This window comes from Streptomyces sp. PL-25 (genome assembly GCF_058344915.1).
Genome location: NZ_CP136997.1, coordinates 293,325 through 318,110, shown reverse-complemented (window position 1 = coordinate 318,110; position 24,786 = coordinate 293,325). Strand labels below are relative to the sequence as shown.

The window sequence follows — 24,786 nt, the reverse complement described above, 5'->3', positions numbered from 1 at the left end:
TTCGCGTGTCCGGGCCCGTCAGGCCCGCAGGGCCGTCTGCACCTGCACGGTGCGGCGGCGGGTGATGTACAGCGCGCGGCCCGCGGGCAGCACCCGCGGCCGGGTGCCGGCCACGACCTGTCCCTCGGCGGGCGGGCACGACAGCATCAGCACCGGTGTGTTGGCCTCCACCAGGCGGCGCAGCAGCGCGTCGGAGGTCATGGCCCGGCCCGCGCCGTTCGCGCCGCGCGCCACGATCAGATGGAAGCCCAGTTCGGTGCCCTGGGCGAGGAGTTCGTGCAGCGGTGCGAACGGGTCGCCGGCGCCGTAGCCGCCCGAGGAGACCAGTTCGTGGTCGTCGACGACGACGAACAGCCGGGGCCCGGTCCACCAGTCGCGCAGCTTCAGCCGGGCCGGGCCGATCTCCGGTCCGGGGACGCGTTCGCGCAGCGCGCGAGCCGCGCCCTCGACCGTCTTGCGCAGCAGGTCGAGGCCGACCGCGTAGCCGAGCCGGTGCGCCTCGGGGACGGTGTCGGCGAGTCCGCGCCGGAAGTCGACGAGCAGCACCCGGGCCTCGTCGGGGGAGTAGCGGCCGGTGATCGCGTCGCACACGTGGGCCAGCAGATTGGTCTTGCCGGACTCGACGTCGCCGACGACCACCAGGTGCGGATGCTCCTCGAAGTCGTGCCGCAGCACCTCCAGGCGCAGGTCCTCGAGACCGAGCGGCACCCGCAGGTCCCCGTCGGCGGCGGGGAGTCGGGCGGCGGGCAGGCTGAGCGGCAGCATCCGCACGGCGGGCGCCTCCGGCCCGTCCCAGCCGTCGGCGACCTGCCGCACCAGCGCCGCGACGCCCTCGGCGACGGTCTCGGCGCGCGGGTCGCCGTCGGTGCGGGGCAGCGCGGTGAGGAAGTGCATGCGCTCCCCGGTCAGGCCGCGGCCCGGCACGGCCGGCACCCCGGCGGCGGCGCGCATGTTGACGAGCGAGTCGACGGGGTCGCCCAGGCGCAGTTCGAAGCGGGTGCCGAGCTGGTCGCGCAGCGCGCCGCTGATCTCGGACCAGCGGCCGGACGCCACGATCAGGTGCACTCCGAAGTTCAGGCCGCGCGAGGCGATCAGGTTGAAGGTCGGCACCAGGTCCATGAAGTCCTGCCGTACGGTGTTCCAGCCGTCGACCACGAGGAACACGTCGCCGTGCGGCTCGTCGGGGAACTCGCCCGCCGCCCGCCGCCTGCGGAAGTCGGCCATGGACTCCACCCCCTGCTCGGCGAAGAGCCGTTCGCGGCGGGCGACGACACCGGTCACCTCGGCGACCGTACGGGCCATGCGCTCGGGGTCCAGCCGGCCGGTGACCTGGCCGACGTGCGGCAGCCCGGCCAGGCCGGTCAGCGCGCCGCCGCCGAAGTCCAGGCAGTAGAACTGCACTTCGCGGGGGGTGTGGGTGAGGGCGAGCGCGGTGATGAGGGTGCGTATGAGGGTGGACTTGCCGGACTGCGGTCCGCCCGCGATGCCGACGTGCCCGCCGGCCCCGGACAGATCGGCGGTCAGCTCCTCGCGGCGCTGGTCGAAGGGCCGGTCCACGACGCCGACCGGCACGGTGAGGAAGCGCGCCGGGGCGCCCGGCGGGGGCAGCAGCAGGTCCAGGGTGGGCGGCTCGGCCAGCGGCGGCAGCCACACCTGGTGCGCGGGCGGCCCGGAGCGCTCCAGCTTCCCGGCGGCCACGGCCAGCAGGCTCGGCCCGGAGCCGGGCTCCTCCTCGGCCCGCGGTTCGGGCGCCGTGAGCTGCGGCAGCGCGCGCGGCGCCACCCAGCCCGCGTCGAACGGCACGACCTGCCCGGCCACCACCGACTGGCGCACCTCGGGCCGCGCCACGCGGTAGGTGCCGGAGACATAGGCGGCCTTGAAGCGGGTGAGGGCGCCCACGTCGTTCTTGAGCAGGCCGCTGCCCGGCTGCGGCGGCAGCTCGTAGGCGTCGGGCACCCCGAGCACGCCCCGGCTCTCCATGGCGGAGAAGGTCCGCAGGCCGATGCGGTACGACAGATGGGACTCCAACTGGTGGATGCGGCCCTCGTCGAGCCGCTGGGAGGCCAGCAGCAGATGCACGGACAGGGAGCGGCCCAGCCGCCCGATCATCACGAACAGATCGAGGAAGTCGCGGTGCGCGGCGAGCAGTTCGCTGAACTCGTCGACGACCACGAACAGCGTCGGCAGCGGCTCCAGATCGGCGCCGCCCGCGCGCGCCTCCTCGTACTCGCGCACCGACGTGTAGTTTCCCGCCTTGCGCAACAGCTCCTGGCGGCGGACCAGTTCGCCGTGCAGGGCGTCCTTCATACGCTCCACCAGCGCGGCCTCGTCGGCGAGGTTGGTGATCACCGCCGAGGTGTGCGGGAGCCGGTCGAGGCCGAGGAAGGTCGCGCCGCCCTTGAAGTCGGTCAGCACGAAGTTCAGCGTCTCGGAGCTGTGGGTGAGCGCGAGGGCGAGGACGAGGGTGCGCAGCAGCTCGGACTTGCCGGAGCCGGTGGCGCCGATCAGCATGCCGTGCGGGCCCATGCCGCCCTGCGCGGACTCCTTGAGGTCCAGCATGACGTACGAGCCGTCCGCGCCGACGCCGATGGGCACCCGCAGCCGCTCGCTCGCGGCGCGCGGCCGGTGCAGGTCGGCGACGGCCGCGGCGCGCAGGTCGCGGATGCCGAGCAGGTCGGTCAGTTCCAGGTCCTCCTGGAGCGGGCGCTCGGAGCGTACGGCGGCGCCGAGCCGGTAGGGGGCGAGGCCCATGGCGAGGGCGCGCGCTGCGTGCGGGCCGAGCGCGTCGGGCCTGCCGAGCGCCGTCTCGTCGGGCCGGCCGTCCGGGCCGGTGGTCCGCAGCGTCAGCGCGTCCGCCTCGACCCGCAGCCGCAGAGTGCCGCGCGCGGGCGCCGCCGCGTCGAGCGTGGCGCGTACGTCGACGACGACGGTGTTGCGGTAGCCGTTCTCCGCGAGGCGGGCACCGGCCGGCACGGTCGCCGTGTCCAGCACGATCACGGTGAACGGCTCGTCGCGGCCGGGCTGCGCGCCCGGTTCGAAGGGGCCCCGGGCCGCGAACTCCTCGCCGAGCAGCGGCTCCAGCTCGGACACGGACTCCGCGATGAGCCGCGCCGGGCCCGCGCCGTCGGTGTCCGAGGGGTGCTGGAGGTGCGGCAGCCACTTGGTCCACGCCCAGTGCGCGGCGCCCTCCCCGTCGGCGACGACGGCCACGGTCAGCTCGTCGGGCGCGTGCAGGACGGTCAACTGCCCCAGGGCGGCCCGCACGAGGGCGCGCGCGACGTCCCGGTCCTCGTCCTTCGCGCCGAGCAGCACCCGGGCGAAGGAGCGCAGCCGCAGGGCGACGGGCTGGTCGCGGACGGTCGAGTAGGTGTGGATGAAGCGCCGCAGCGCGTGCGCGCACAGCGGCTCCAGGTCCTCCACCGGCCGGGTGGACAGCGGGTTGAGGGTGAGGGCGAGCTGCTGGTCGCCGGTGCCGATGCGGATCTCGCCGAAGTCCTCGTGGGTGGCCCGCCGTTCCCACAGCCGGCCGGTGCGGGCGAGCGAGGCCAGCGCCTCGGGGCGCGGATGGCGCCAGTCGAGGGCCTTGCGCTGGAGGTCGACGACCTTGCGCAGCCTGCGGCGGCTGGTGGCCAGATAGCGCAGGTAGTCGCGGCGTTCGGCGCGCAGCTTGCGCTTGCGGTCACCGGCGGCGCGCAGGAACTGGGCGACGAGCATGGCGACGGCGGAGACGGCCATCATGCCGACGGCCACCCACATCAGCACGCCGTTGCCCTCGCCGGGCCGGATGAACACCAGGACCATGCCGAGTGAACTCAGGGCCATCGGCAGGTAGGTGACGACGCCGCTCATGGCGCCCTGGGGCTCGGGCAGCGCCGGCGGCTCCTGGAGCGCGAGCTCCCCCTCCGGCATCTGCGGGCCCACCCGGCGCGGCGGCCGACGGAACGTGACGGTGCTCAAACCGGCTCCCGGCTAGCGGTGAGGGCGTGCGGCGAACGGCACAGGCCCTGCGGAAAGCGACATACGGTCATACGGCGACTGGCATACGGTCATAAGGCGAGCGGCGGCGGTGGCAAAGCGAAGGAGCCGACGCGACTTGTCGGTTGATCATACTGATACGGCTGCGCGATAGTGTGCCTCCGTTCCCGAGTCGGACCGCGCTTGAATTCCAGGCGGGAGTGAATCGAGCAACCGTGAGCGACAAGACCGTCGGCCTCTGCCGAATAGCAGTCAGAGGCCCGGCCGGATCCTTCGAATTGAGCGTGCCGGCCGATGTTCCCCTCGTGGATCTGATGCCCGTGCTCGTCGAGTACGCCGGCGACGACCTCCACGAGCAGGGCCTCGAACACGGCGGCTGGGTGCTCCAGCGCCTCGGCGCGGCCCCGCTGGACGAGGAGGGCACCGCCGACTCGCTCGGCCTGCGCGACGGCGAGGTCCTCCATCTGCGCCCCCGCCACGACCAGCTCCCCGAGGTGGACTTCGACGACCTCGTCGACGGCATCGGCGACGTCCTGCGGCCCCGCCCCGACACCTGGCGGCCCGCCCTCACCCGCCGCCTGCTCCTCGGCTTCACCGCCGCCGCCCTGCTCGCAGGACTGCTCACCCTGGCCCTGCCGGGCGACGCCGTGCCCCGCGCCGCGGCGGCGGCCGTCCTCGCCCTGCTGCTGGTCGCCGGGGCCTTCGCCGCCTCCCGCGCGGTCGGCGACGCCGGGGCCGGCGCCCTGCTCGGCGTCCTGGCCGTGCCCTGCCTCGCGCTCGCCGGGGCGCTCGTCCCCGCCGCCGGACACGGCGAGGACATGACCGGACCGCGCCTGCTCGCCGCCGGAGCGGCGGGCGCCGGAGCCGCCGTCATCGCCCTGGCCGCGGTCGGCGCCCACGCCCCGCTCTTCCTGGGCGCCTTCGCCGTGGCGGCGTTCACGGCGCTCGGCGGTGGCCTCACCGCGGCCGGCGTACCGCTCGCGCACGCCGCCGGCTGGGTCGCCGTCGTCGCCGTCGTCTGCGGCGGACTCGTGCCCGGCCTGGCCTTCCGCTTCGCCGGACTGCGCCTGCCGCCGCTGCCCTCCAACGCCCGCGAACTCCAGGAAGGCATCGAGCCCTTCCCCGCCGCCCAGGTCACCGCCCGCGCCGGACTCGCCGACTCCTACCTGACCGGCTGCTACACCGCGCTCGGCCTGGTCGCCATGGGCTGCCAGAGCGCTCTGCTCACCGCCCCCGCCTCCGACGGCTGGACCGCGCCCGCCCTCGCCGTCGCCCTCAGCGTGCTGCTGCTCCTGCACGTCAGGGTCGTCGGCTCGGTACGCCACCGCCTGGCCACCGCCGTCCCCGGCGCGTACGGGCTGGTCCTCGCGAGCTGTCTGCGCGCCGCCGACCTCGGGCTCACCGGCCGCCTCGGGATCACCGCGGCCCTCGCGGTGCTCGCGGCGGTCACCGCCGTCGCCGCCTGGACCGTGCCAGGCCGCCGCCTGGTCCCGTACTGGGGCCGGATCGCGGACCTGCTGCACACCTTCGCCGCGCTCGTCCTGCTGCCGCTCGCGGTGCTGCTCGCCGGGGTGTTCGGCGCGCTGCGCGGGATCAGGGGATAGGGGCTGATGGCGGTGCAGTCGCGCAAGGACCAGGTGCAGGCCCACCTCTTCGTGCTGGGACGGCTGTCGGGCAGCATGCTCCGCGGCGACCCGGACGCCCCCGAGACACCCTCAGCGCGTACCTCCAAGGGCATGCTGTGGGGCGGCGCCCTGGTCGCGCTGGCCTGCCTGGGCACCGCGGTGTTCGGGCTGGTCTCGCCGGGCGGCGGGACCTCCTGGCGGGTGCCCGGCACGCTGGTCGTCGTCCGCGAGACCGGAGCGCGCTACCTGTACACCGGCGGGGCACTGCACCCCGTCCTCAACGAGGCGTCCGCCCGGCTGCTGGCCGGCGACCGGTTCCGGGTCGCGGACGCGGCCGCCGACTCCCTCCAGGACACCCCGCGCGGCGCCACCCTGGGCATCGTGGGCGCCCCCGACGCGCTGCCCCACCCGGTCCGCCGCCCGGTGTGGGCGGTCTGCGCCGGACAGACCCCCGCCGCCCCGGGCACCGGCGCGAAACCGCTGACCAGCGTCCTGATCGACGCCCCCGGCGACGACGGCGGACTCGGCTCCGGTCGCGGCGTGCTGGTGACCGCACCCGGAGCGGGCGTCCAACTGCTCTGGAACGGGCGGCGGTTCCCCGTCGACACCCGCAACGGCACCCAGGCCGCGCTCGGCTGGGCCGGGGTCGTCCCGACGGCCGTGAGCCCGGCGTTCCTCGGCACCCTGGACGCCGGACCGGCCCTCGCCCCGCCCGACGTGCCCGGCCGGGGCAGGCCCGGACCGCGGCTGGGCGGCACCGCGACCCGCGTGGGACAGCTCTTCACCGCCTCCGGGCAGTCCTATCTGCTGCGCGCGGACGGACTGGTCCCGCTCACCGGGCTCGGGCACCGGCTGCTGCGCGGCGACCCGCGCACCCAGCGCCTCGCCTACGGCGGCCGGGCGGTCGCCGAACACCCCGTGGGCCCCGCCGACCTCGCCGCCCACCAGGCCCCGGCAGCGGCGGCCGCCGAGCTGGCGGCCGGACTGCCGCGGACCGCGCCCCGGGTGGACGCGGTGGACCCGGCGGCCCAGCAGATCTGCGTACGCGACAGCCCGCAGGGCGACGGCTACACCACGACCGTGGCCGTGGTGGACGCCGCCTCCGTGCCCGGCACCGCGCCCGCCGCGCAGCCCGCCGTCGGCCCCGCCTGCACCCCGGCCGACCGGGTGTGGGTGCGGCCGGGCTCCGGGGCCCTGGTACGGGCCGAGTCGAGCGCGGGGACGGGGGACTCCCGGTATCTGGTGCCGGAAAACGGCGTCGCCTACCCGCTCGCGCCGACGGCCCTGAAAAGCCTGGGCTATTCGGATTCCTCCGCGATCGGGCTGCCGGCCCGGCTGCTCGGGCTTCTGCCGCGTGGTCCGGTGCTCGATCCAACGGCTTTGGCGGTGAGCGGAGTTGTCGCACCGACGTCCGCCGCGCCGCCTTCGGATGAACAGTGCGGCGGCGCAACCTCTTAGGTTGCTCAAATTACGTGGACGGGCAGGCAGTTTCCCTCTGCATCTATCAGTTCCGGGATAATGTGACTGCCTGTTCGAACGGATCCCCCTGAGGCGAAGGGCCACTTCTGTGAGCGAACCCAGCGGCATCGACCAGACCGGCGGCACGTACAACCGGGCACAGGCCGACATCGACGCGGCCCGGACCGCGATCGAGGACAACGTCGCGGCCATGGCCAAGGCCGGGAACACGGTGCAGCAGATCCACGACGACGTCCGCCTGGCCTATGTCGCGGATTCGTCGAACATCTTCTCCGCCAAGCTCCAGGAGTGGATGCAGGCGTACACGAACGTCAAGCAGAAGGTGGACACCCTCCACCAGGCGCTGACCGACGCCGACAAGACCCAGAACCAGGGCGAGATGGACGCCCAGCAGTACGGCAGCGCGTGGAGCCCGAGCGCGGGCAGCTACTACGACGCCTCGGCCGACGCCTACGCCGCCCTCGGCGGCGGCGCCAAGTGACCCCCCGCACCACCCCGTACACCTTCGTGGACAAGGAGCCGACGACATGCCCGACGTGACCTTGGTGAAAGCGGCGGCCAACACCGCCATCGAGGAGATGACCCAGGCCAACAAGGCCATGGTGGACGCCCTCCAGGACATGCTCGACCGCATCAGGCCCCTCCAGCACTCCTTCCAGGGCACCACCGCCATCGCCTGGAACGACTTCCAGAACACGGTCAACACCTCGATCAACCAGATGAACCAGGCGTTCGGACAGGGCGCCCAGGCACTGGAGCGCATGGTCGACGCCCAGATCGAGGCCGACCTGCGCGGCGGCCAGATCATGAGCCACTAGCCATGGCGAAGGATGACGGCGACACCGGGACCTACAAGGTCACCGACGCGAAGATCGACGAGATCGTCACCGGCATCGGCGGCCTGCTCCAGGACATGGCGGGCGACAACTGGATCGCCCTGCTGAAGGCGTTCGGCGGCGACAAGACCGTCGACGGCTTCGACCGCATCTACGCGGGCTCCGGCAAGGGCGTGGCGAGCACCGGCGCCCTCCAGGCCGACTTCGCCCGGTTCGCGGCCGAGATGACGCGGCAGCTGGAGAGCATGTCGGCGAACCTGCACCAGGCGGCCGTCGACCTGAAGCTCGTCCACCAGTACCTCCAGGACGGCGAGGACGGCGCGGCCGTCACCGCCGAGGCGATGATGGCGGACCTGCGGGACGTGGTCGGCCTCTTCGGCGGCACCGTCTCCACCACCACCGCACCGGTGACCACCACCACGAAGTGACGGACGGGCGGCCCCCGCCCGCACCGGGCAGCACCGAACAACCGCGCAGAAGGAGCAGCACCATGGCGTCCGCGTCCGGGTCGTGGGAGGACATCCTCTCCCTGTACACCTGGGACCAGCCCACGACCCGTGACCAGGTGGCGGGCAGCGGCGAGGGACACGCCAGCTGGTTCGCCGAGCACACGGTCGTACCCCGCGGCGCCGACGCGGGGCCGCCGGGCGGCTCCTGGGACATCGGCTGGTACATCCCGTACGTCGTGGAGACCGTCGAGACCGACTCCGAGACCCTCCAGTCCACCATCAGCTACGACACGCTGTACTACCAGGTCGGCCTGCGGCTCGCGCGTGAGGTCGGGTCCAACGACGCGGGCACCCCGCTCAGCAGGTTCGTCCGCGAACCCCTGGACCTGCTCTGGGCGTCCGTCACCGAGGCCGGCACCGACGTCGTCAAGCTGCTCAGCTTCGACTCGGCCGGGATGACCGTCCGCGGCGTGGAGAAGTTCCTCGCCGACACCCACCAGCGGATCACCGGCTGGGCGCGCGACCTCGACGTGTCCGGTTCGGACCTCCAGGGCAGCGCGGCCGGAGCCCTCAAGGACGCCCTCACGGGCATCGCCAACGAGTTCCAGGACCTCGCCGTGCAGATGACGATGCCCAGGGAGTTCTCCGGGCTCATCGACGACGCGCGCAGCCGCCTCCAGGCCCGCACCGGCGACCTCCAGACGGCGTACGACACCTGGCGCGCCTCGCCGGAGGCCTGGCCCGCCAACCACGTCCGCGACATCCTCCAGGACGTCTTCGACAGCCTCAGCGCCCAGGCGAAGGGCGGCCTGGTCGTCTCCGTCGGCCAGACACCCGTGTTCACCGACCCGACCTACGGCAACCCCATGGACCAGTCCTTCTGGGACCGGGTGGAGGACCAGGCCAAGACCCGCTGGAAGAACCACGTCTCCACCACGCTCGACCCGCAGGCCGCCACCGCGCTCAGCGACCTGGAGAACGCCTACGGGACGGCCGCCGGGGCCATCCCGCACATCGCGCAGCCCAAGTGGCGCACCCCCGGCGCCGCCCACCCGGCCGACGGCCCGAAGGACCCGGCAAAGTCCTCCCTCGACGACCTCCAGAAGCAGATGGAGCAGAGCGAGCAGGACCAGCAGAAGGCACTGGACGACGCCGGGAAGAACCCGGGCGACGGCAGGTTGGACCAGAACCTCCAGGACCAGAAGGACCTCCCGGGCGGCGGACAGAAGGACGGCGACGGCACGGGCGCGGGCCCCGTCGTCGACCAGCAGAGCCTGAAGAACGCCCTCCAGAAGACCGGCGAGGGCGGCACCTTCACCGACGGCACCACGAAGACCGGCGGCACGGACGGCACCGGGGGCGACGCCCGCAGCGCCCTCGACAAGCTGCCGCCCGGCGCCGTCGTCAACAAGGACGGCACCGTCACCGGATCCGACGGCAAGCCGCTCAGGAACCAGGACGGCACCCTGCGCAAGGTCCCTCCCGGCGCCTACGACCTCCAGCAGCAGCGCCTCCAGCAGCAGAACGAGCAGCGCAGGCAGCAGGCGCTCCAGAAGACCGCCCAGGAGCAGGAGAAGGCGTACCAGGACCAGCTCAGGCAGCGGCGCCAGGCGCTCCAGAAGGCCGCCGACGAACAGGAGAAGTCCTACCAGGAGCAACTGCGCAAGCAGCAGCTCGACCAGCAGAAGGCGGGCACCCAGCAGCGCGCCTACCAGGACGCGCTGCGCCGGGCCCGGCTGGGCACCCGCACCTCCGGTGCCGACCTGCACACCCTGGAGAACGCCCGCAACCTCAAGGGCGGCTTCCGCGTCAGACAGCCGGACGGCTCCCTCACCGAGCACGCGCCCGCCACCGAGGAACAGCTCAGGCCCGGCCGTTCGGCCCGGATCCGCACCTCGTCGGGCGGTCTGGGCGCCCTGGCCCCCGAGGAGGCGGCCCTGACCACCGGCCGCCGTACGTCGTCCAACCCGCCGATGATGCCCCCGATGGGCTCCGGCGCGGGCGCCGGAGCGGGCGGCGCCGACCAGGGCCGGGAACGTAAGAGCTTCCTGGACGAGGAAGAGGAGACCTGGGGGACGCAGGCGTCCTCGGGGACAGGGGTGATCGGCTGATGAGCGGTGCCGAGGCGAAGGGCTTCACGTCCGCGTTCGGTGAGGTGTTGCAGGACGAGCTCGGTGACATGACCGAACGGCTCAAGGCGCAGCGGGAGCGGCTCGTCGCCGCCCAGCGCGAGCTGAACTCCCGAACCACCACCGTACGCTCCAAGGACCGCACGGTCAGTGTGACCGTCGGCGCGCGCGGCGAGGTGCGGGACATCAGGTTCCACACCGAGGACTACCGCGCCATGGACCCGGCCCGGCTGAGCCGGGCCCTGGTCGAGATCGTCACCCGCGCGCAGCAGCAGGCGGCGAAGGAGGCGTACGAGGCGTTCGCGCCGCTGCGCGGAGCGGGCGCCGAGATGCGCAGGTCGATGGAGGCGGGCACCGCCATCGGCGACCTGCTGGCCCCGCTGCGCGCACTGACCGGGGACCCCTTCGCGGGCCGGCGCGACGGCGACGGGGGCGGCGATGCCTGAGGTGCTCCGCACCACCGACCAGCTCAAACAGCTCTTCGCCGAGTACCCCCGGCTGGGCACCGCGCTCGCCGACGCCAACGCCAACATCGCCCGCATCAACGAGCTGAACAAGAGCGGCGGCGGCAACAACGAGGACGAGGCGTCCAAGCAGTACCACGCCACGGTCGACCAGGGCATGCCCCCGGTCGAGGACATGCTCACCCTGCTCAACACGCTGGTGAGCCGGCTCGGCGTGGACGGCGACGACGTCATGAAGGTCTTCGACAAGGCCGAGGACGAGGCCAAGCGGTTCGCCGCCGACTGGAAGGCGGCCACCGGGCAGTGACGGAAAGGCGACACCGCGCGTGCTGACACCGTCCCCGCAGGCGCAGGAGCTGATGAAGGCCCTCACCGGCATGGACTGGCCGTCCATCGACGAGGACGCGCTGCGCGAGGCGGCCGTCCGCTACGAGGCCACGGCCCAGGACTTCGACGCCATCGAGCAGGCCCTCGACGAACTGGCGCGGCGCATCAACGCCGACTTCGCCGGTGAGGCCGCCTCGCGGTTCGCCGCCTACGCCGCCCTGATCAGCGGCGGCGACCCCAGCTCGCTGGCCGCCATGAAGGAGCAGGCCGGCAATCTGGCGAAGGCGGCGCGCGAGACGGCGACCGACGCCGAGTACGCGAAGTGGATGATCCTCGCCCAGCTCATCGAGCTGATCGCGGAGCTGTTGTTCCTGGCGGCGGTGTGGTGGGTGCCGTTCCTGGGCGAGGCCGTGGCCGCCGAGACGTCTCTGCTGGAGACGATCGTCAGCATGCTCGTGCCCAAGATGATCCAGGGCCTGGTCAAGAGCATCGCCCTGCACACGGTGATGAGCGCCGCTCTCGGTGTCGCCATGGACTCCCTCATCCAGGGCATCCAGATGGGGCAGGGCAACCGCGACCACTGGGACGGCGAACTGACGCTCCAGGCACTGGAGTACGGCGCCGTGCAGGGGGTCATCGGTGGGGCGCTGAGCCTGGTGGGCGCCAAACTGGGCATGAAGCTCGGCGGTCTGATCGGCAAGGACTTCACCACCGTGCTCAAGCACGGCCTCGGCGAGGTGCTGGCCAAGACGGCCGGTTCGGCCGGTGCCGAGGCGGCGGCGAAGAAGCTGGCGAAGAGCCTCGGCAACACCCTCGGCGCACTCGACTTCCATCTCGCCAAGGGGCTCAACAAGGCCGCGGGCAAGAAGTTCACCGACGAGTTCACCACGAAGATCGGCAAGCTGTTCGCCCAGCACGGCTTCGCCGGGGCCGAGGGCGAGGCCGCCCGCACCATCGGACAGCTCTGGGCGAAGGACCTGGTCAAGGAGTGGGCGGGCGCCGGGTCGGCGGGCGCCTTCGGCGCGCAGGTCCGCCACACCCTCGGCAAGGAGGTGGTCGGCAAGGCCGGGGCGGAGCTGACCGCGGACAAGCTGCTCGGCACCACGGCGGTGAAGGTGCTCGCCGAGGAGATACCGGAGCTGCTGACCAAGGCGGGCATGAAGCCCGACTGGCGGTTCCTGGTGGGCCTCTACGGCACGGACATGGTCGTGCAGGGCGCGTCGCAGAACCTCGCGGAGGGCGCCTTCAACCTCATCACCCAGGGCTCGTTCACCACCAGCGGCGGCACGTTCCTCGCGGGCTTCCTGACCACCGGGATCGGGCACGCCGGACGCCACTTCCTCGTGCACCCCGCGATCGACTACTTCGCCAAGGACAGCGAGGGGGTGTCCAAGTTCGGCCAGCACCTCGCGACGCTCAGCAGCCCGGACCGGGGCCCGCTGGCCTTCCTGAACACACCCGCACCGACGACGGACGCACCGCTCACCACCGCGCCCGCGCCGACCGCCTCGACTCCTGTCCCGACCGCGTCGACGCCTGTCCCGACCGCCTCGACACATGTCGCGACCGAGTCGGCTCCCGTACCGGCCGCTTCGGTGTCCGTGAACACACGGGGCCCGGAGACGAGCACCCCGGCGGCGACCACGGCGACCACGACGGCTACGACGACCACGACGGCTACGACCACCGCGACGGCTACGACCGCCACGACGGCCACGGTCTCCACCTCGACGGGCACGAGCGCACCCGCCAACCCGCCGGTGGGCGCCCCGAAACCGGTCACGACCTTCTCGGACACGCCGCCCCTGACCACGCCGCAGACGTCCACGTCCCCGGCTTCCACACCCCAGACATCCACACCCCAGACATCCACACCCCAGACATCCACACCCCAGACATCCACACCCCAGACATCCACACCCCAGACATCCACACCCCAGACACCCACACCCCAGACACCCACATCGCAGACGTCCACACCCCAGACACCCACACCCCAGACACCCACATCGCAGACGTCCACACCCCAGACGTCCGCCCCGACGCATCCGCCCGCGCACGTGACCTCCCCGAGCGGGGAGCAGCCGAAGCCCGACCCGGTCACCGCCCCGCTCCCGCAGGAGCAGCGCCCGCTCACCGAGAGCACCTCACCCCAGACGGTGCCACCTGCCGCCCCCGCGCACCACTCCCCGTCCCCCGACCTCGACGGCACCCCTCACGACCCCGAGCGGGAACGCACCTGGCACGAGCGGCAGAGCGACCTGACCCGGCAGCGTGACGCCGCCCTCGACGACGCGCAGCTCCACGCCGAGGAGCACCGGCGCACCCGGAACCTCGACGCCGTACTGGACGAGTGGAGCCGCAAGCACGGGGTCGACGACCCGCAGACCCTCCGGCGGCTGCGCGACACGCTCGACGAGCGGATCACGGCGGCGCACGACCCGGAGAGCACCCCCGTCCCCGACCTGACCGTCGCGAAGAACCCGATGGCCGCGCTCGACGACGCGTACGCGCTGCACCAGCAGGTCGAGAACGTCGTCGGTCAGATCACCGAGCACACCGTCACCACGGTCCTGGCCGCCCCTCCGGCCGCCGCCGCGCAGATCTTCGCCGCCCATCCGGACAGCAGGGCCCGCGCCGAGGAGCAACTGCGCAAGGTGATCGACCAGCGGGTGCGCGAGGTCGCCGAGAGCCTGATCCAGGCGGAGCTGACCTCGGCCCATCCCCGCCCCGACCGGATCGAGCACGCCGTCAAGAGCGCGCTCAGCGCCGCCCTCCCGGCCCTGCACGACCTCACCGACGCCGCCGCCCGCCAGGCCCGCGACCGAGGCATGGCGGACACCCACTTCCACACGGTCTTCGACCGGCTGACCGCACAGCTGGAGGACGCCGGGCAGCGGGCGCGGACCGACGCGCGGCGCGAACACCTGCTCCACCAGTGGGGCCTGGAGTTCGAGGCCGACTGGCACGACACCTTCGGCGAGCCCGCGATCCGCCGGGGCACCCCTGACACCGTCACGCTGGACAAGTGGCGCGCGGTGCGCGAGGAGAAGCACGGGTCGCTCGCCGAACGGCTGGTGAAGCAGCTCGCCAAGGAGCACGCCGCGCACCTCGCCGTGGAGCGGGCCGAGGCCGCCGCCCGTGATCCGCGTACCGGACTCACCACCCTGGGCGAGGCGTTCGCGGCCGCCTTCACGGCACACCTGCCCGCGCACGGCCCCGCCCCGGCAGCCGCCCGCAACCGCGCCGCGCACACGGTGGGCACCGCCCTGCACACCCGCGTCGACCGGCACGAACAGGGCTTCGGCGGCGACCTGAGGACGGCGCTCGCGTTCGCCGGGGACCTGGACACGGCGGCCGTGCACCACCAGGTGACCCTGGAGACCGTCCACGCCTCACTGCACGCGCAGGCGGAGGCCGAGGCCCGCCGGTTCGCCGGGCAGTGGGCGCAGGAGCGCCCCGGGACGCCGCTGCCCGAGGACGCCGTGGACCGGTTCGCGCACGCCCACGCCGACGCCGTCACCCAGCTCTTCGACGAGCGGTTCAACCACCCCCTCGGGACGGCCACGGCGACGGACGAGACGCTCCGCCAGTGGCACGACGCGCACGCCGGACTGACGGCCGGGCTGGGCCGCCGGTGGGCCTTCGAACTGCACGCGGCCCTCGGCCTGGACCGCTGGGCGGCCGGGTTCAAGGAGGCCGCCGGGGGCCGCGGCCTGGCACCCGGCCAGCTCGAACACCTCGGCCGCCGCACCCGCGACGACTGGTTCGCGTCCTTCTACGACCTGTGGGCCCGCGGCCACCTGCCGAACCTCGACGTCCACACGTGGCTCGCCGAGGAGAGCGCCCACGGCAGACGCTTCGTGCCCGACACCACCGGCCACGGCGGTCCCGGCACCTCCCACCGGCCCGGCGGCCCCGGCACCCGGCACCTCGGCGGCGCGGAGAACGCCGCCCGGCACACCCAGGAGCCCGGCGGCGCCCCCGGCCCGCTCGCCCTCACCCCGTCCGGCCCGCCGTCCGACGACACCCGGCTCCCCCCGGCCAAGCACAACCCCAACTTCCCCGTCCCCAGCGTGCGGCCGCCCACCGCGACGGCCGAGGGCGCGCCCAGCCCGCCCGCCTGGCTGTACGACGTCTCCGCGTACGCGACCCGGAACGCCGCCACCAGCGGCACCACCGGCACCACCGGTGTGTCCGGCAGCGCCTCCACCGGCTTCACCGGCGGCGGGGCGACCGCGGGACACGTGTGGCTCCAGTTCGTCGACCCCGAATCCGGCGGCACCGTCGCCACCGCCGTGCACACCGCCCTCGACACCGAACTCGCCCGGCGGACCGGGCTGCCCACCCTCGGCACCCGTATACCGGGACTGGCCGACGCCCTGCTGAACGAGCCGCAGAGCTTCATCGGCGAGGGCAAGACGATGGTCGCCCACTTCGACGCGGTGGGCGCCGCGCGCCCGGTGACGGTGAGCGCGATCCTCTCGCCGGAGGTCGGCCACTGGACGCTCCTGCCCGACCTCGGCAAGAAGTCCCCGTACAAGTTCGACACCGTGCACCGCACCCAGCACACCGGCGGGCTCACCACCGCGGAGAGCGCGAGCCGTTCGGCCGCCGTCCCGCTCGGCCTCACGGGCTCCCCGGTCGGCCCCGCCGTCCAGGTCACCGGCGCGTACCGCACCACCGACGGACGCAAGCACACCACCACCGACCAGTACCTCAACCAGCGCGAGACACGTTCCGCCGAGGACGCGCACTTCTTCGTCAGCCACGTCCACTTCAAGGTGGAGGTGCACGGCGAACCCCTCGCGCCCGTACGCGGCCCGCAGAACACCCCGAAGGCACCGCTCACCGTCGGCCTCGGCGTGGAGAACGGCCTGCTGGTGCGCGCGCCGGAGTCCTCGGAACAGCAGCCGACCCTGGACCAGCGGGTCCCGCGCTCCTTCACCCCGCTGCCGGACGCGCCGCTGGGCGATGTCCACGTGGAGGGCCTCGGCGGCCTCGGCGACCTCGGTCTGTGGGCCGCGCAGCACCTTCGACTGGCCCCGCCCCACCCCGACTTCCAGAGCGTCCTGGACCACCTGTCCGTACGCCACTTCACCGAGCACGCGGGCGAACTGCTCACCGGAGGACTCGACCCGCGGCACGGCATCCAGGTCGGCCGGGGCACCCTCGGCACCTTCCACCTGGTCGGCGTCTCCACCACGCACGAGATCCGCGTCACCGACCAGTTCACGATGAAGAACGAGATCGGCGCGACCACGCAGAACACCGCCGCCGTCACCGGCTTCCTCGGTGCCCGCGCGGGCGGTCAGCTCGTCTACGGACAGGCCGGCGTCACCGGCGGCCTGGACAGGTCCACCACCCACCTCACCAACCTGGGCGGGGCCTCCGGCAGCAAGCACGTCAACCGCACCAAGAACAGCCTCACCGTCCTCGGCGTCCAGGAACTCACCTTCCCGGTGGAACTGCCCGGCGGACACACCCGCGAGGTGCACACCTGGGCGCTGGTGCGGCGCCCCGTCCGGGACCTGTGGGCGCTGCGCGGCTACGACACCCGCGAAGGACTGCGCGTCGGACGCAACGAACCCTCGCTCGCCCCGCTGCTCACCCCCGACCGGCAGCACGTGGACCTGTCCCTCGCCAAGGTGCAGACCCTCACCCTGGGCACCGGCCGGGACGATCCCTACGCCCTCACCGACCAGGTCCTCGACCTGGTCGCTCAGGAACTGGGCCCGTTCGTCATGGTCCTCACGCGCGAACACCTCGCGCAGAACCCGTCGACACCCTGGTACCGGCCCGGACACGCCCTCGAACGGGCCGCCGAGAACACCCGCAACATCATCCGGGCGCTGCGCCCCGACCGGCTGGCGTCCGTCCTGGACGAACTGCACCACCGCGGGCTGCGCATCCCGCTGTTCGGACGCGGCGCGCTCCGCGAGAAGATGTTCGTGCTCACCCTGCACGCCGACCTGACCGCCGCGCCCCGGTACCTGGGCACCAACCACCAGCACATGCTGCGGCACAGCAGACCCGGCACCGTACGCCACGACGGCGGCCAGGACCTCGCGCGGGGCCTCAGCGCGGGCGTGGAGGGCCGCCTCGGCTTCAAAGCGGGCTCCCACGACCTGTCGCTGTCCCTGGCGTACCGGTACGACCGCGGCGGCGTCCGCTCGACGCGCTCCGGCGGCACCGCGAGCCGCGAGCAGATGATCGCCACCCAGGGCGGCGCGCACCATTTCGCGCTCACCGGTGTCATCCGCGGCACGCTCGCCGGATACATCGGCCTGACCCCGCTGCCCCACGCGCTCACCCTCGGCCTGGTCCACCCGGTGACCCCCGTACGGCCGCTGGGCGGACCGGCGCCCCTGCGCCTGCCGTTCACCGCGGACATCGCGTTCTCCGAGCAACTGCTGCCCGACGTACCGCTGAAGACCGGCGAGCCCGGTCCGCCGCACCAAGCCCTCGTCACCGTGCTGGACCCGGCCGAGGCCGACCCGCTCGGCCCGCCACCGGCGACGACACCGGACCCGCTGTCCGCGACACCCCTGCTCACCGTGAAGGTCCACCCGCCCGCGGAACTCGTCACCGCCTTCACCGCGGCCGTCGACCACGCGGCGGGCGGCCGGCGGCGCGAGCTGTCCCTGCCCGGCGGCCCGCACCACGAGCGCGCGGCACGGCTGCTCAGCGACCTCGTCCTGTCCGCGCAGGCCGACCAGCTGTACTCGCCCGGCGGCATCCTGCTCACGGGCCTGCGGTCGCTGCGCTGGTTCCTGGGCTTCGAGGGCACCCTGCGCATCAGCGCCCGGCGCGGCGACCTGCGGCCCGCGAGCCTCACCCTGCACTTCGAGCCCGAGCAGAACATCGGCATGGAGGTCACCGTCTCGGGGAGCACGTCGGCCACCAGCACCCACGCCGTGACGGCCGGACTCAACCCCGTCCTGACCCAGGACGGACCCGGCGGCCCCTCCCTGGGCGGCTACCCGTTCACCGCCACCCTCCTCCAGCACACCACGTCGCACACCCGGGGCACCGGCCGCAGCGTGTCCCGGGAGACCAACCTGGTGCAGAACACCGGGTACTTCCTGCTCGTCACCGGCGACAGCGACTTCCGCGTCGAGGCGTCCGGGCATCCGGCCGGCATCCTCGGAGCCGTCCTGAAGGCACTGCGTCCGGGCGCGACGACCGCCGGGCGGCTCGTCCACGCCCCCGGCGCGTTCAAGGGCCTGCTGACGGCACGGGAGGCACACCGCCTGGGCATCGTGGACGACACCCTGGGCCCCTACCCGGGACTGGGGAACACCACCGGACCGGCCCCGGAAGGCACAGGACACGGCAAGGGCGCCTGGGCCGTGCCCCGGTGGACCGTCGACGACGCCATCGGCCTCTACCCGCTCGGCGGGACACAGTCCTCCGGCGGCGGGGACGCCTTCCAGGTGCTCGACGACCTGCTGCACCAGATCGAGCAGCGGGGCGTCGGCGAGACCGGCGTGCAGACCCTGCACACACTCCTGTCCCAGCAGGCCGTGCGGTCGGCGCTCCAGGCGGGCGTCGACGCGGTGGCCCGCGGGCGCGCCGGACGGCTCAACCTCAGCCGCGGGATGCGGCTCGGCGGGAAGAACGTCGAGATGCGGATCCGCCACGAGCGCCGCGCGCCCAAGGTGGTGGAGTTCACCGGCTTCGGCGACATCGAGAGCACCCACACCGTCAACACCACCGTGGACACCGGCGTGTCGAAGACCCGCGGCAACGCCCTCGGCCTGCCGGGCTCCGAACGCGCCGAGCACGACCCGCTGACGGTCGGCGGGAACCTCGGCCCCGCCTCCGCCACCCGCTCCGCCTCCAGCTCCACGACCTCCTCCGTGACGAGCGTGGTCACCCACCTCACGGCGGTGTCCGGCGGCATCGTCTCGGTCGAGTCGGACGTGCACATCGAGGTCGACCTCGTCGACACCGACGGACACAGCCTGCTCACCGGACCGGACGGCACCGCCGGGCCCGTGTCGTGGCGGGCCGGGAAGCAGACCGACTACGCCCCGATGATCCTGCTCGACCCGCCCGGAGCGACGTTCGAACCGGAGAAGCCGTCGGCGGCCGTCACCCTGTACCCCGGCCTGTCCGACCCCGCCGCCCTGCACGCCCACCTCACCCACGAGGACCGCGCCAACCACCCGGAGCTGACCCCGGGCGACGGCATCCACATCAAGGGCGTGCACGGCGCCGAACAGGTGCGGCAGCTCGCCCGGCAGCTCCTGACCCTGGCCGGCGGAGGCGGCCGCAGCGGACTCGTCCACCCCGGCACGGCGGCCGCGCACGCGCTCACCACCGGCACCAACGCGATCGCCCTGGCGGGCGCGCTCAGCGACTCGAGCGCCCTGCGGCCCGGCGGACACCTCATACCCGGACTCTTCGAGGACAGCCTCGTCGGCGGCTCCGAGGGCTCCCTCACCCTGCACATGCTCATCCGGCACGGCAACGCCCAGATCCTGCGGGTCAGCGACAAGGTGCGCCTGGAGAACCTCAGGGGCGGCGGCCTCTCCCACGACACCGCGCGCGGCGGCGACCGCGGTCTGAACGTGACCGCGGGACTGCCGTTCACCGTGAAGGGCGACACCGGGAGCGGCAGTGGCACCCACACCGGAAGCCTCCAGCCGCAGACCGGCGCGGGCCGCAGCGCCAACCTGACGCACGTCGACACCGAGGCCGACCAGAGCCGCCGCAACGACAAGCCGCACACCGGCCGCGCCGTACTGGTCTCGGTCCCCGCCACCGTCCTCGCGCACGCCGCCGTCCACCGCGACGTGAAGGACAGCTCCCTCGCCCGCCGCCTCGGGCTCTCCGCGCCCGCCGGACCGCAGACGGGCGCCACCGAGATCCGCGTCGAGATGTGGATCAGCGAGGACAAGGCCCGCGCCCTCGGCATCCTCACCGACGACACCTTCCCGCCCGAGGTCTCCGAGGCATGGGACGCCGTCACCGGCGCGGAGGACGCGTTCAAGGCCGCCTCCACCGCCTACGACGACGCCCGCCGCCCCTTCACCGACCTCGCCGTACGGGTCCGCCACGACGACGCCCGAGCACCGGAACTCCAGGAGCTGAAGGAGACCGAGGGCGCCGAACTCCAGGGACTCAAGGAGCAGTTCGAGGCGGCCCGAGCCACCTACGAACAGGTCCTGGCGGCCGCCCTCACCCTCACCCACTTCGCGCACGCCCGCGGCCAGGACGGCGTCCAGGGCCCGCTGCCCGCCCCGCCGGTGTTCACCGCACCCGAGAAGACGCCGAAGCTCCCGGACGACTACGCGCTCGTCCTGGACGACATGGGCGAGGTCTCCGGCGTCACCCTGGACGGCACGACCTGGCAGGCCGGCCCCGCCCGCAGCGACGGCAACGGCCTCTTCCACGCCCTGGCGCAGGCGCTCGGCGACCCCACCGACGCCCGCGCCGCCGCCCTCCGCGACGAGGTGCTGCGAGTGTTCCGGGACACGCGGATCCACGGCACGCCGCCCGGCGGACCGCACCCGGACCGCCGCGCGGCCCGGCTCGCCGAGATCCTGGCCGCCTACCACCCCGACGTGACCGACGTCTTCACCGACACCGAGATCGAACAGGCCGGGCTCGGCCATCTCGTCACCGACGACTCCCAAGCGGGCCGCGAGTACCGGGACCTGCACATCGTCCCCATGTCGGAAGGTGTGCCCACCCCAGAGCACGCCTCCGTCCTGCCGCCCCACCGACGGCTCGGCCTCGCCCGGGTCCAGGCCGCCCGCGACCTCGCCACCGAGACCGCCCAGCGCCGCGCGCACGCCGCGGCCGACCTCTTCCCGGCCCTCGCCGCCGTCCTCCTCGACCGCCCGGTGACCGTCCTCAGCGAGGGCCGCCGCCACACCTTCACCCCCGGCGGCGACCCGCTGCCCGAGAACAGCGGAAGCACGCACGCCGACGAACTGACCGTACTCCTGGAGAACGGCCTGTACCGCCCCCTGACCCCGCCTCGCCCCCAGGCCGAGCCGCCGGCGACACAGCAGGAACTCCCGCACGCGACACCTGAGGAAGAGCAGCCGCCCGCGGGCCCCCTTCTCCAGCGGCACCCCGTCCCCCTCGACGGCTACTGCCAGATCAGCTCCGTCCTCGTCAGCGCGCCGGACGCCGTGCTGCGGGCCCTGCCGGACCTCACCCCGCAGGCCCGGGACCTGCTCGCCGACCCCGCCCGGCTCCGCGCCGCCTTCGCCGGGGCACACGGCCACGGCACGTACGACCCGGTGCTGCGCGAGCTCGTCGAGCACGTACGCGACCGGGTCGGCGACCACCTCGGCACCCTCGGCGCCGCCGGTCTGGTCGATCTGCTGTCCAGACACCCCGACGCCGCCACGACCCTCTTCGACACCTTCGGCACCGGGGACGCCCTGCTCGACGCGATCAGCGGGGCCGTACGGAACTGGGACGCCGACTGGAACTCCGAGGAGGGCCACGGCGAGGCGTTCCTGCCGCTGCTCGCCGACGCCTTCGGTCTCCAGGTGGAGATCCACCACCCCGGCCGCCCCTCCGAAGTGCTCGGCCACAGCCATCCGCCGACCGCGACCCGCGTGCACGTCTTCCTGGACGACCGGCACTACACGGGCATGTCCCCGGCCCCGCGGCCCGGATTCCACACGCACAGCCTCGCCGAGGACACACCCGCCGGCGGCTCCACCGGGTACGGCCCGCTGCCGGTCGGCCACTTCGCCGCGCTGATGCACCTGCCCGAGCACGAACTCGCCGCCGTCGCCGACCTGATCCAGTCCGGCGCCTCCGGGGACATGGTCTCCGACCACCTGCACGAACTGGCGCTGTACGTCCTGCAGAGCACCGACCCCGGCCGGCTGGTCGAACTGATCCGCCGCACCACCCACCTGGGCGTCGCGAGCGGCGAGTGGCAGCACCTGGCCGCCTACCTCCAGCACCGGCACCAGGGCACGCTCGACCAGTGGCTCTCCGCCCCGATCGAGACGGCCCAGCACCTGGTCGCCGCCTGGCGGACGTCGGGCGAGGGCCCGCTGCCGCTCATCATGCCGCCCCCGCACCCGCCCCGCGTCAACCTGCCGGTCGACCCGGCCACGGACGCCGTCGTCCAGATCCGCAAGCCGTACACCTACCCGGAGACGGGCTTCCTGGTCGGCGCCCTCAGGAGCGAGGGCCGGGCTCCCGGGCTCGGCAACCTCAAGGAGGGCGGCACCCTCTATGTCATCGGCCACGACCACCAGTTGCTCAGCGGCAAGGAGGCGGCGGACGAACTGGGCCAGTTGCTCGGCCACGGCGACCGGCGCACGGTGAAGAACTTCGACATCCGCCTGATCGTGTGCCAGGCGGGATCCCGCAACGCCCGCACCATCTCACCGGCGGAGACCCTGGCGGTCACCCTCGGCGTCCCGGTGACCGCGTCGCTGGTCGACATCACCTTCCAGGCCCTCGACCGCCACGGCAACGAGCAGGCGCTCCCCTCCGACTACCTGTCCGCGCTGTTCGCGGGCAGCAACGCGGGCCCGCTCAACCTCATGGGCCAGGACCGTGTGCACACCACCGACGCCCTCTTCGACGAACTCGTCGCCGGTCTGGACGCGTTGGAGATCGACGAGGACGTGGAGATCGACGAGGACGTGGAGATGGACGACGTCGCCGCCGACGTCTACGACATCCTCTCCGGGGCCCCGGCACCGCAGCACACCACGCAGGGCCCGTCCTTCGGCTCCGGCGGGCAGGGCGGACCGGCGCAGGACCCGCTGCCGTACGTCATCAAGCAGCCGCACTACGCCACGGGCGACCAGTTCGGCATCGCGGCGGCGCTCGTCGCCGACCACAACCTCCAGGTGTACGTGACCTACGAGTCGGAGCAGGACAAGCACCTCGCGGCGAAGGTCGCCGCCTTCTACGCGGAATCGCCGCAACTGGACGGCCGCGTGCACGTCGTCAAGGCGTCCGAGACGATGGCGCAGTACGGGAAGAAGCTCCAGGAGCGGGGCGCGGCGGTGCCCTCGAAGTCACAGACGCGCAAACACCTCCTGGGCGTGGGCGACGCCACCAAGAAGATCGGCGCCCAGTTCACCCCGCAGCTCCGCGACGACATCCGCACGGCGTGGCACGTCGGCCCCGACCCGGTCCGGGACACGGCGATCGGGCAGTGGCTGAGCGAGGCCAAGCAGCTCCGGCTGCCCGACGGCGCCAAGGTCGCGGTGCTGTGGTCGCGGTTCAGCGGCAAGAACGGCGAGGTGCACATCGAGCACGACACCAGCTATGTCGGCATGGCCCAGATCGTCGCCGGTCTCGGCGGCCTCGACGCCGTCCTCGTCGTCGGCGACTCCGGGCCCGGCTCGGCAGCCGACCGGCATGCCAAGTACCGTGCCCTGGCCGACTACTTCAACGACGGAGTGCTGCCCGGCACCGAGGACAAGCACCCGCCGAAGGGGTTCGGGGCGAAGGTCGTCGACCTCACCGAGTTCTGGAAGGACGGCGGGGTGTCCGAGTGGCGGGGCGACACCCGGACCGGGCAGTTCCAGCTCTTCGACTACCTCCACCGCCACTTCGACACCCGTCACCTGGGCTTCCGCAGCGGCAACCTGGAGGCCATGGCCCTCATGGGCTTCCCGGTGCGGTACCTGGAGGAACCGCACAGCGAACTCGGCGGCCTGCGCATGGAAGCCTGGCACCAGGACGTCCGGACGCCGGGCCTCACCACGGCGGGCGGCACGGCACCCGGCTACGAACGCCTCACCGTCAGCCACTCACCCACCCGCTCGGGACAGCACCACAAGCTGGCCCACACCGTGGACGAACGCAGGGGCGGGCAGAAGCACGCCGCATGGCACAGCGCCGACAAGACGGCCAAGCACCTTCTGCGCGACGACCGACCCGTCTCCCGTCCCAAGGGCTTCGCGGACGAGGACCTGGCGAACATCGACGCGTACCTCCTGCACGGCGACCCCGGTCACGGTGTCCCGGACTCCCTCGTGCGGGAGATGCGGCGGATCGCGGCGCAGGCCGAGGCCGAGGGCGAGCAGCCGCGCGAGGCCCTCGCGGACTTCCGGGCGCTGTTCGCCTCGGGGAAGTACGACCCGCTCCTGATCTTGCGCGCACGCAACCTCTACGCCCAGCATTGCGTGCACCGGCTCACCGCACCCGACGACGTGCCGGGCGGCACCCCGGGAAGCGGCCGAGCCCCCACACCGGTGCGGCTTCAGGACGCACTCGAACACGGCGAGCACGACCACAGCACGGACCACACCACGAAGGAGTACCTGAGCGATGGCGGCCACGGAGACCGGTAGCCCGGCGGGGGACGACGGCAGGACGGGGCCCGGGGAGCCCGCGGCCCCGCGGACGCGGCCGGCGGCGAAGATACGCAACGGCGTGATCGGCACGGAGACGACCACGGAAGCGGCCCCCGGGGCGAAGCCGGAACCGAAGCCGGAGCCGCAACCGGGCGCGAAGGCGGTTCCGGAACCGCCCGCGGCGGCCTCGGGAGCGGGCGA

10 protein-coding genes are annotated in these 24,786 nt (G+C 73.3%); 9 read left to right on the top strand and 1 reads right to left on the bottom strand.

The window, feature by feature from the left end:
* Positions 1-18 precede the first annotated feature (18 nt).
* On the bottom strand, positions 19-3,909 hold the full coding sequence (gene eccCa, locus R4Z62_RS01320; RefSeq protein WP_491521819.1) for a type VII secretion protein EccCa: 3,891 nt from the start codon (positions 3,907-3,909) through the stop codon (positions 19-21).
* Positions 3,910-4,130: 221 nt separating this feature from the next.
* Here eccCa and eccD point away from each other — a divergent pair, with 221 nt between their 5' ends.
* From eccD to R4Z62_RS01275, 9 genes are all read left to right on the top strand, one after another.
* Positions 4,131-5,579: a type VII secretion integral membrane protein EccD gene (eccD, locus tag R4Z62_RS01315; protein ID WP_491518886.1), complete on the top strand. Its 1,449-nt coding sequence runs from the start codon at positions 4,131-4,133 to the stop codon at positions 5,577-5,579.
* A 6-nt stretch (positions 5,580-5,585) separates the two neighbouring features.
* Positions 5,586-7,058, top strand: a complete 1,473-nt coding sequence (gene eccB, locus R4Z62_RS01310) for a type VII secretion protein EccB (protein WP_491518885.1) — start codon at positions 5,586-5,588, stop codon at positions 7,056-7,058.
* A 109-nt stretch (positions 7,059-7,167) separates the two neighbouring features.
* A complete protein-coding gene (locus R4Z62_RS01305) occupies positions 7,168-7,560 on the top strand; it encodes a hypothetical protein (RefSeq protein WP_064531008.1) in 393 nt (130 codons plus the stop codon).
* Positions 7,561-7,606: 46 nt separating this feature from the next.
* Entirely contained in the window at positions 7,607-7,897 is a 291-nt protein-coding gene (locus R4Z62_RS01300; RefSeq protein ID WP_064531007.1) for a WXG100 family type VII secretion target, read from the top strand.
* A 2-nt stretch (positions 7,898-7,899) separates the two neighbouring features.
* Positions 7,900-8,343 (top strand): hypothetical protein, encoded by a 444-nt coding sequence (locus tag R4Z62_RS01295; RefSeq protein WP_064531006.1) that lies wholly within the window; start codon positions 7,900-7,902, stop codon positions 8,341-8,343.
* Between the two features lie 62 nt (positions 8,344-8,405).
* Positions 8,406-10,475, top strand: a complete 2,070-nt coding sequence (locus tag R4Z62_RS01290; protein ID WP_491518884.1) for a hypothetical protein — start codon at positions 8,406-8,408, stop codon at positions 10,473-10,475.
* Positions 10,475-10,939: a YbaB/EbfC family nucleoid-associated protein gene (locus R4Z62_RS01285; protein WP_389595362.1), complete on the top strand. Its 465-nt coding sequence runs from the start codon at positions 10,475-10,477 to the stop codon at positions 10,937-10,939. The genes R4Z62_RS01290 and R4Z62_RS01285 overlap by 1 nt, the downstream gene beginning before the upstream one ends.
* Positions 10,932-11,264, top strand: a complete 333-nt coding sequence (locus R4Z62_RS01280) for a hypothetical protein (RefSeq protein WP_491518883.1) — start codon at positions 10,932-10,934, stop codon at positions 11,262-11,264. The genes R4Z62_RS01285 and R4Z62_RS01280 overlap by 8 nt, the downstream gene beginning before the upstream one ends.
* A 19-nt stretch (positions 11,265-11,283) precedes the next feature.
* Positions 11,284-24,582, top strand: coding sequence for a WXG100-like domain-containing protein (locus R4Z62_RS01275; protein WP_491518882.1), 13,299 nt, complete (start codon positions 11,284-11,286; stop codon positions 24,580-24,582).
* The last annotated feature ends 204 nt before the right edge of the window (positions 24,583-24,786 follow it).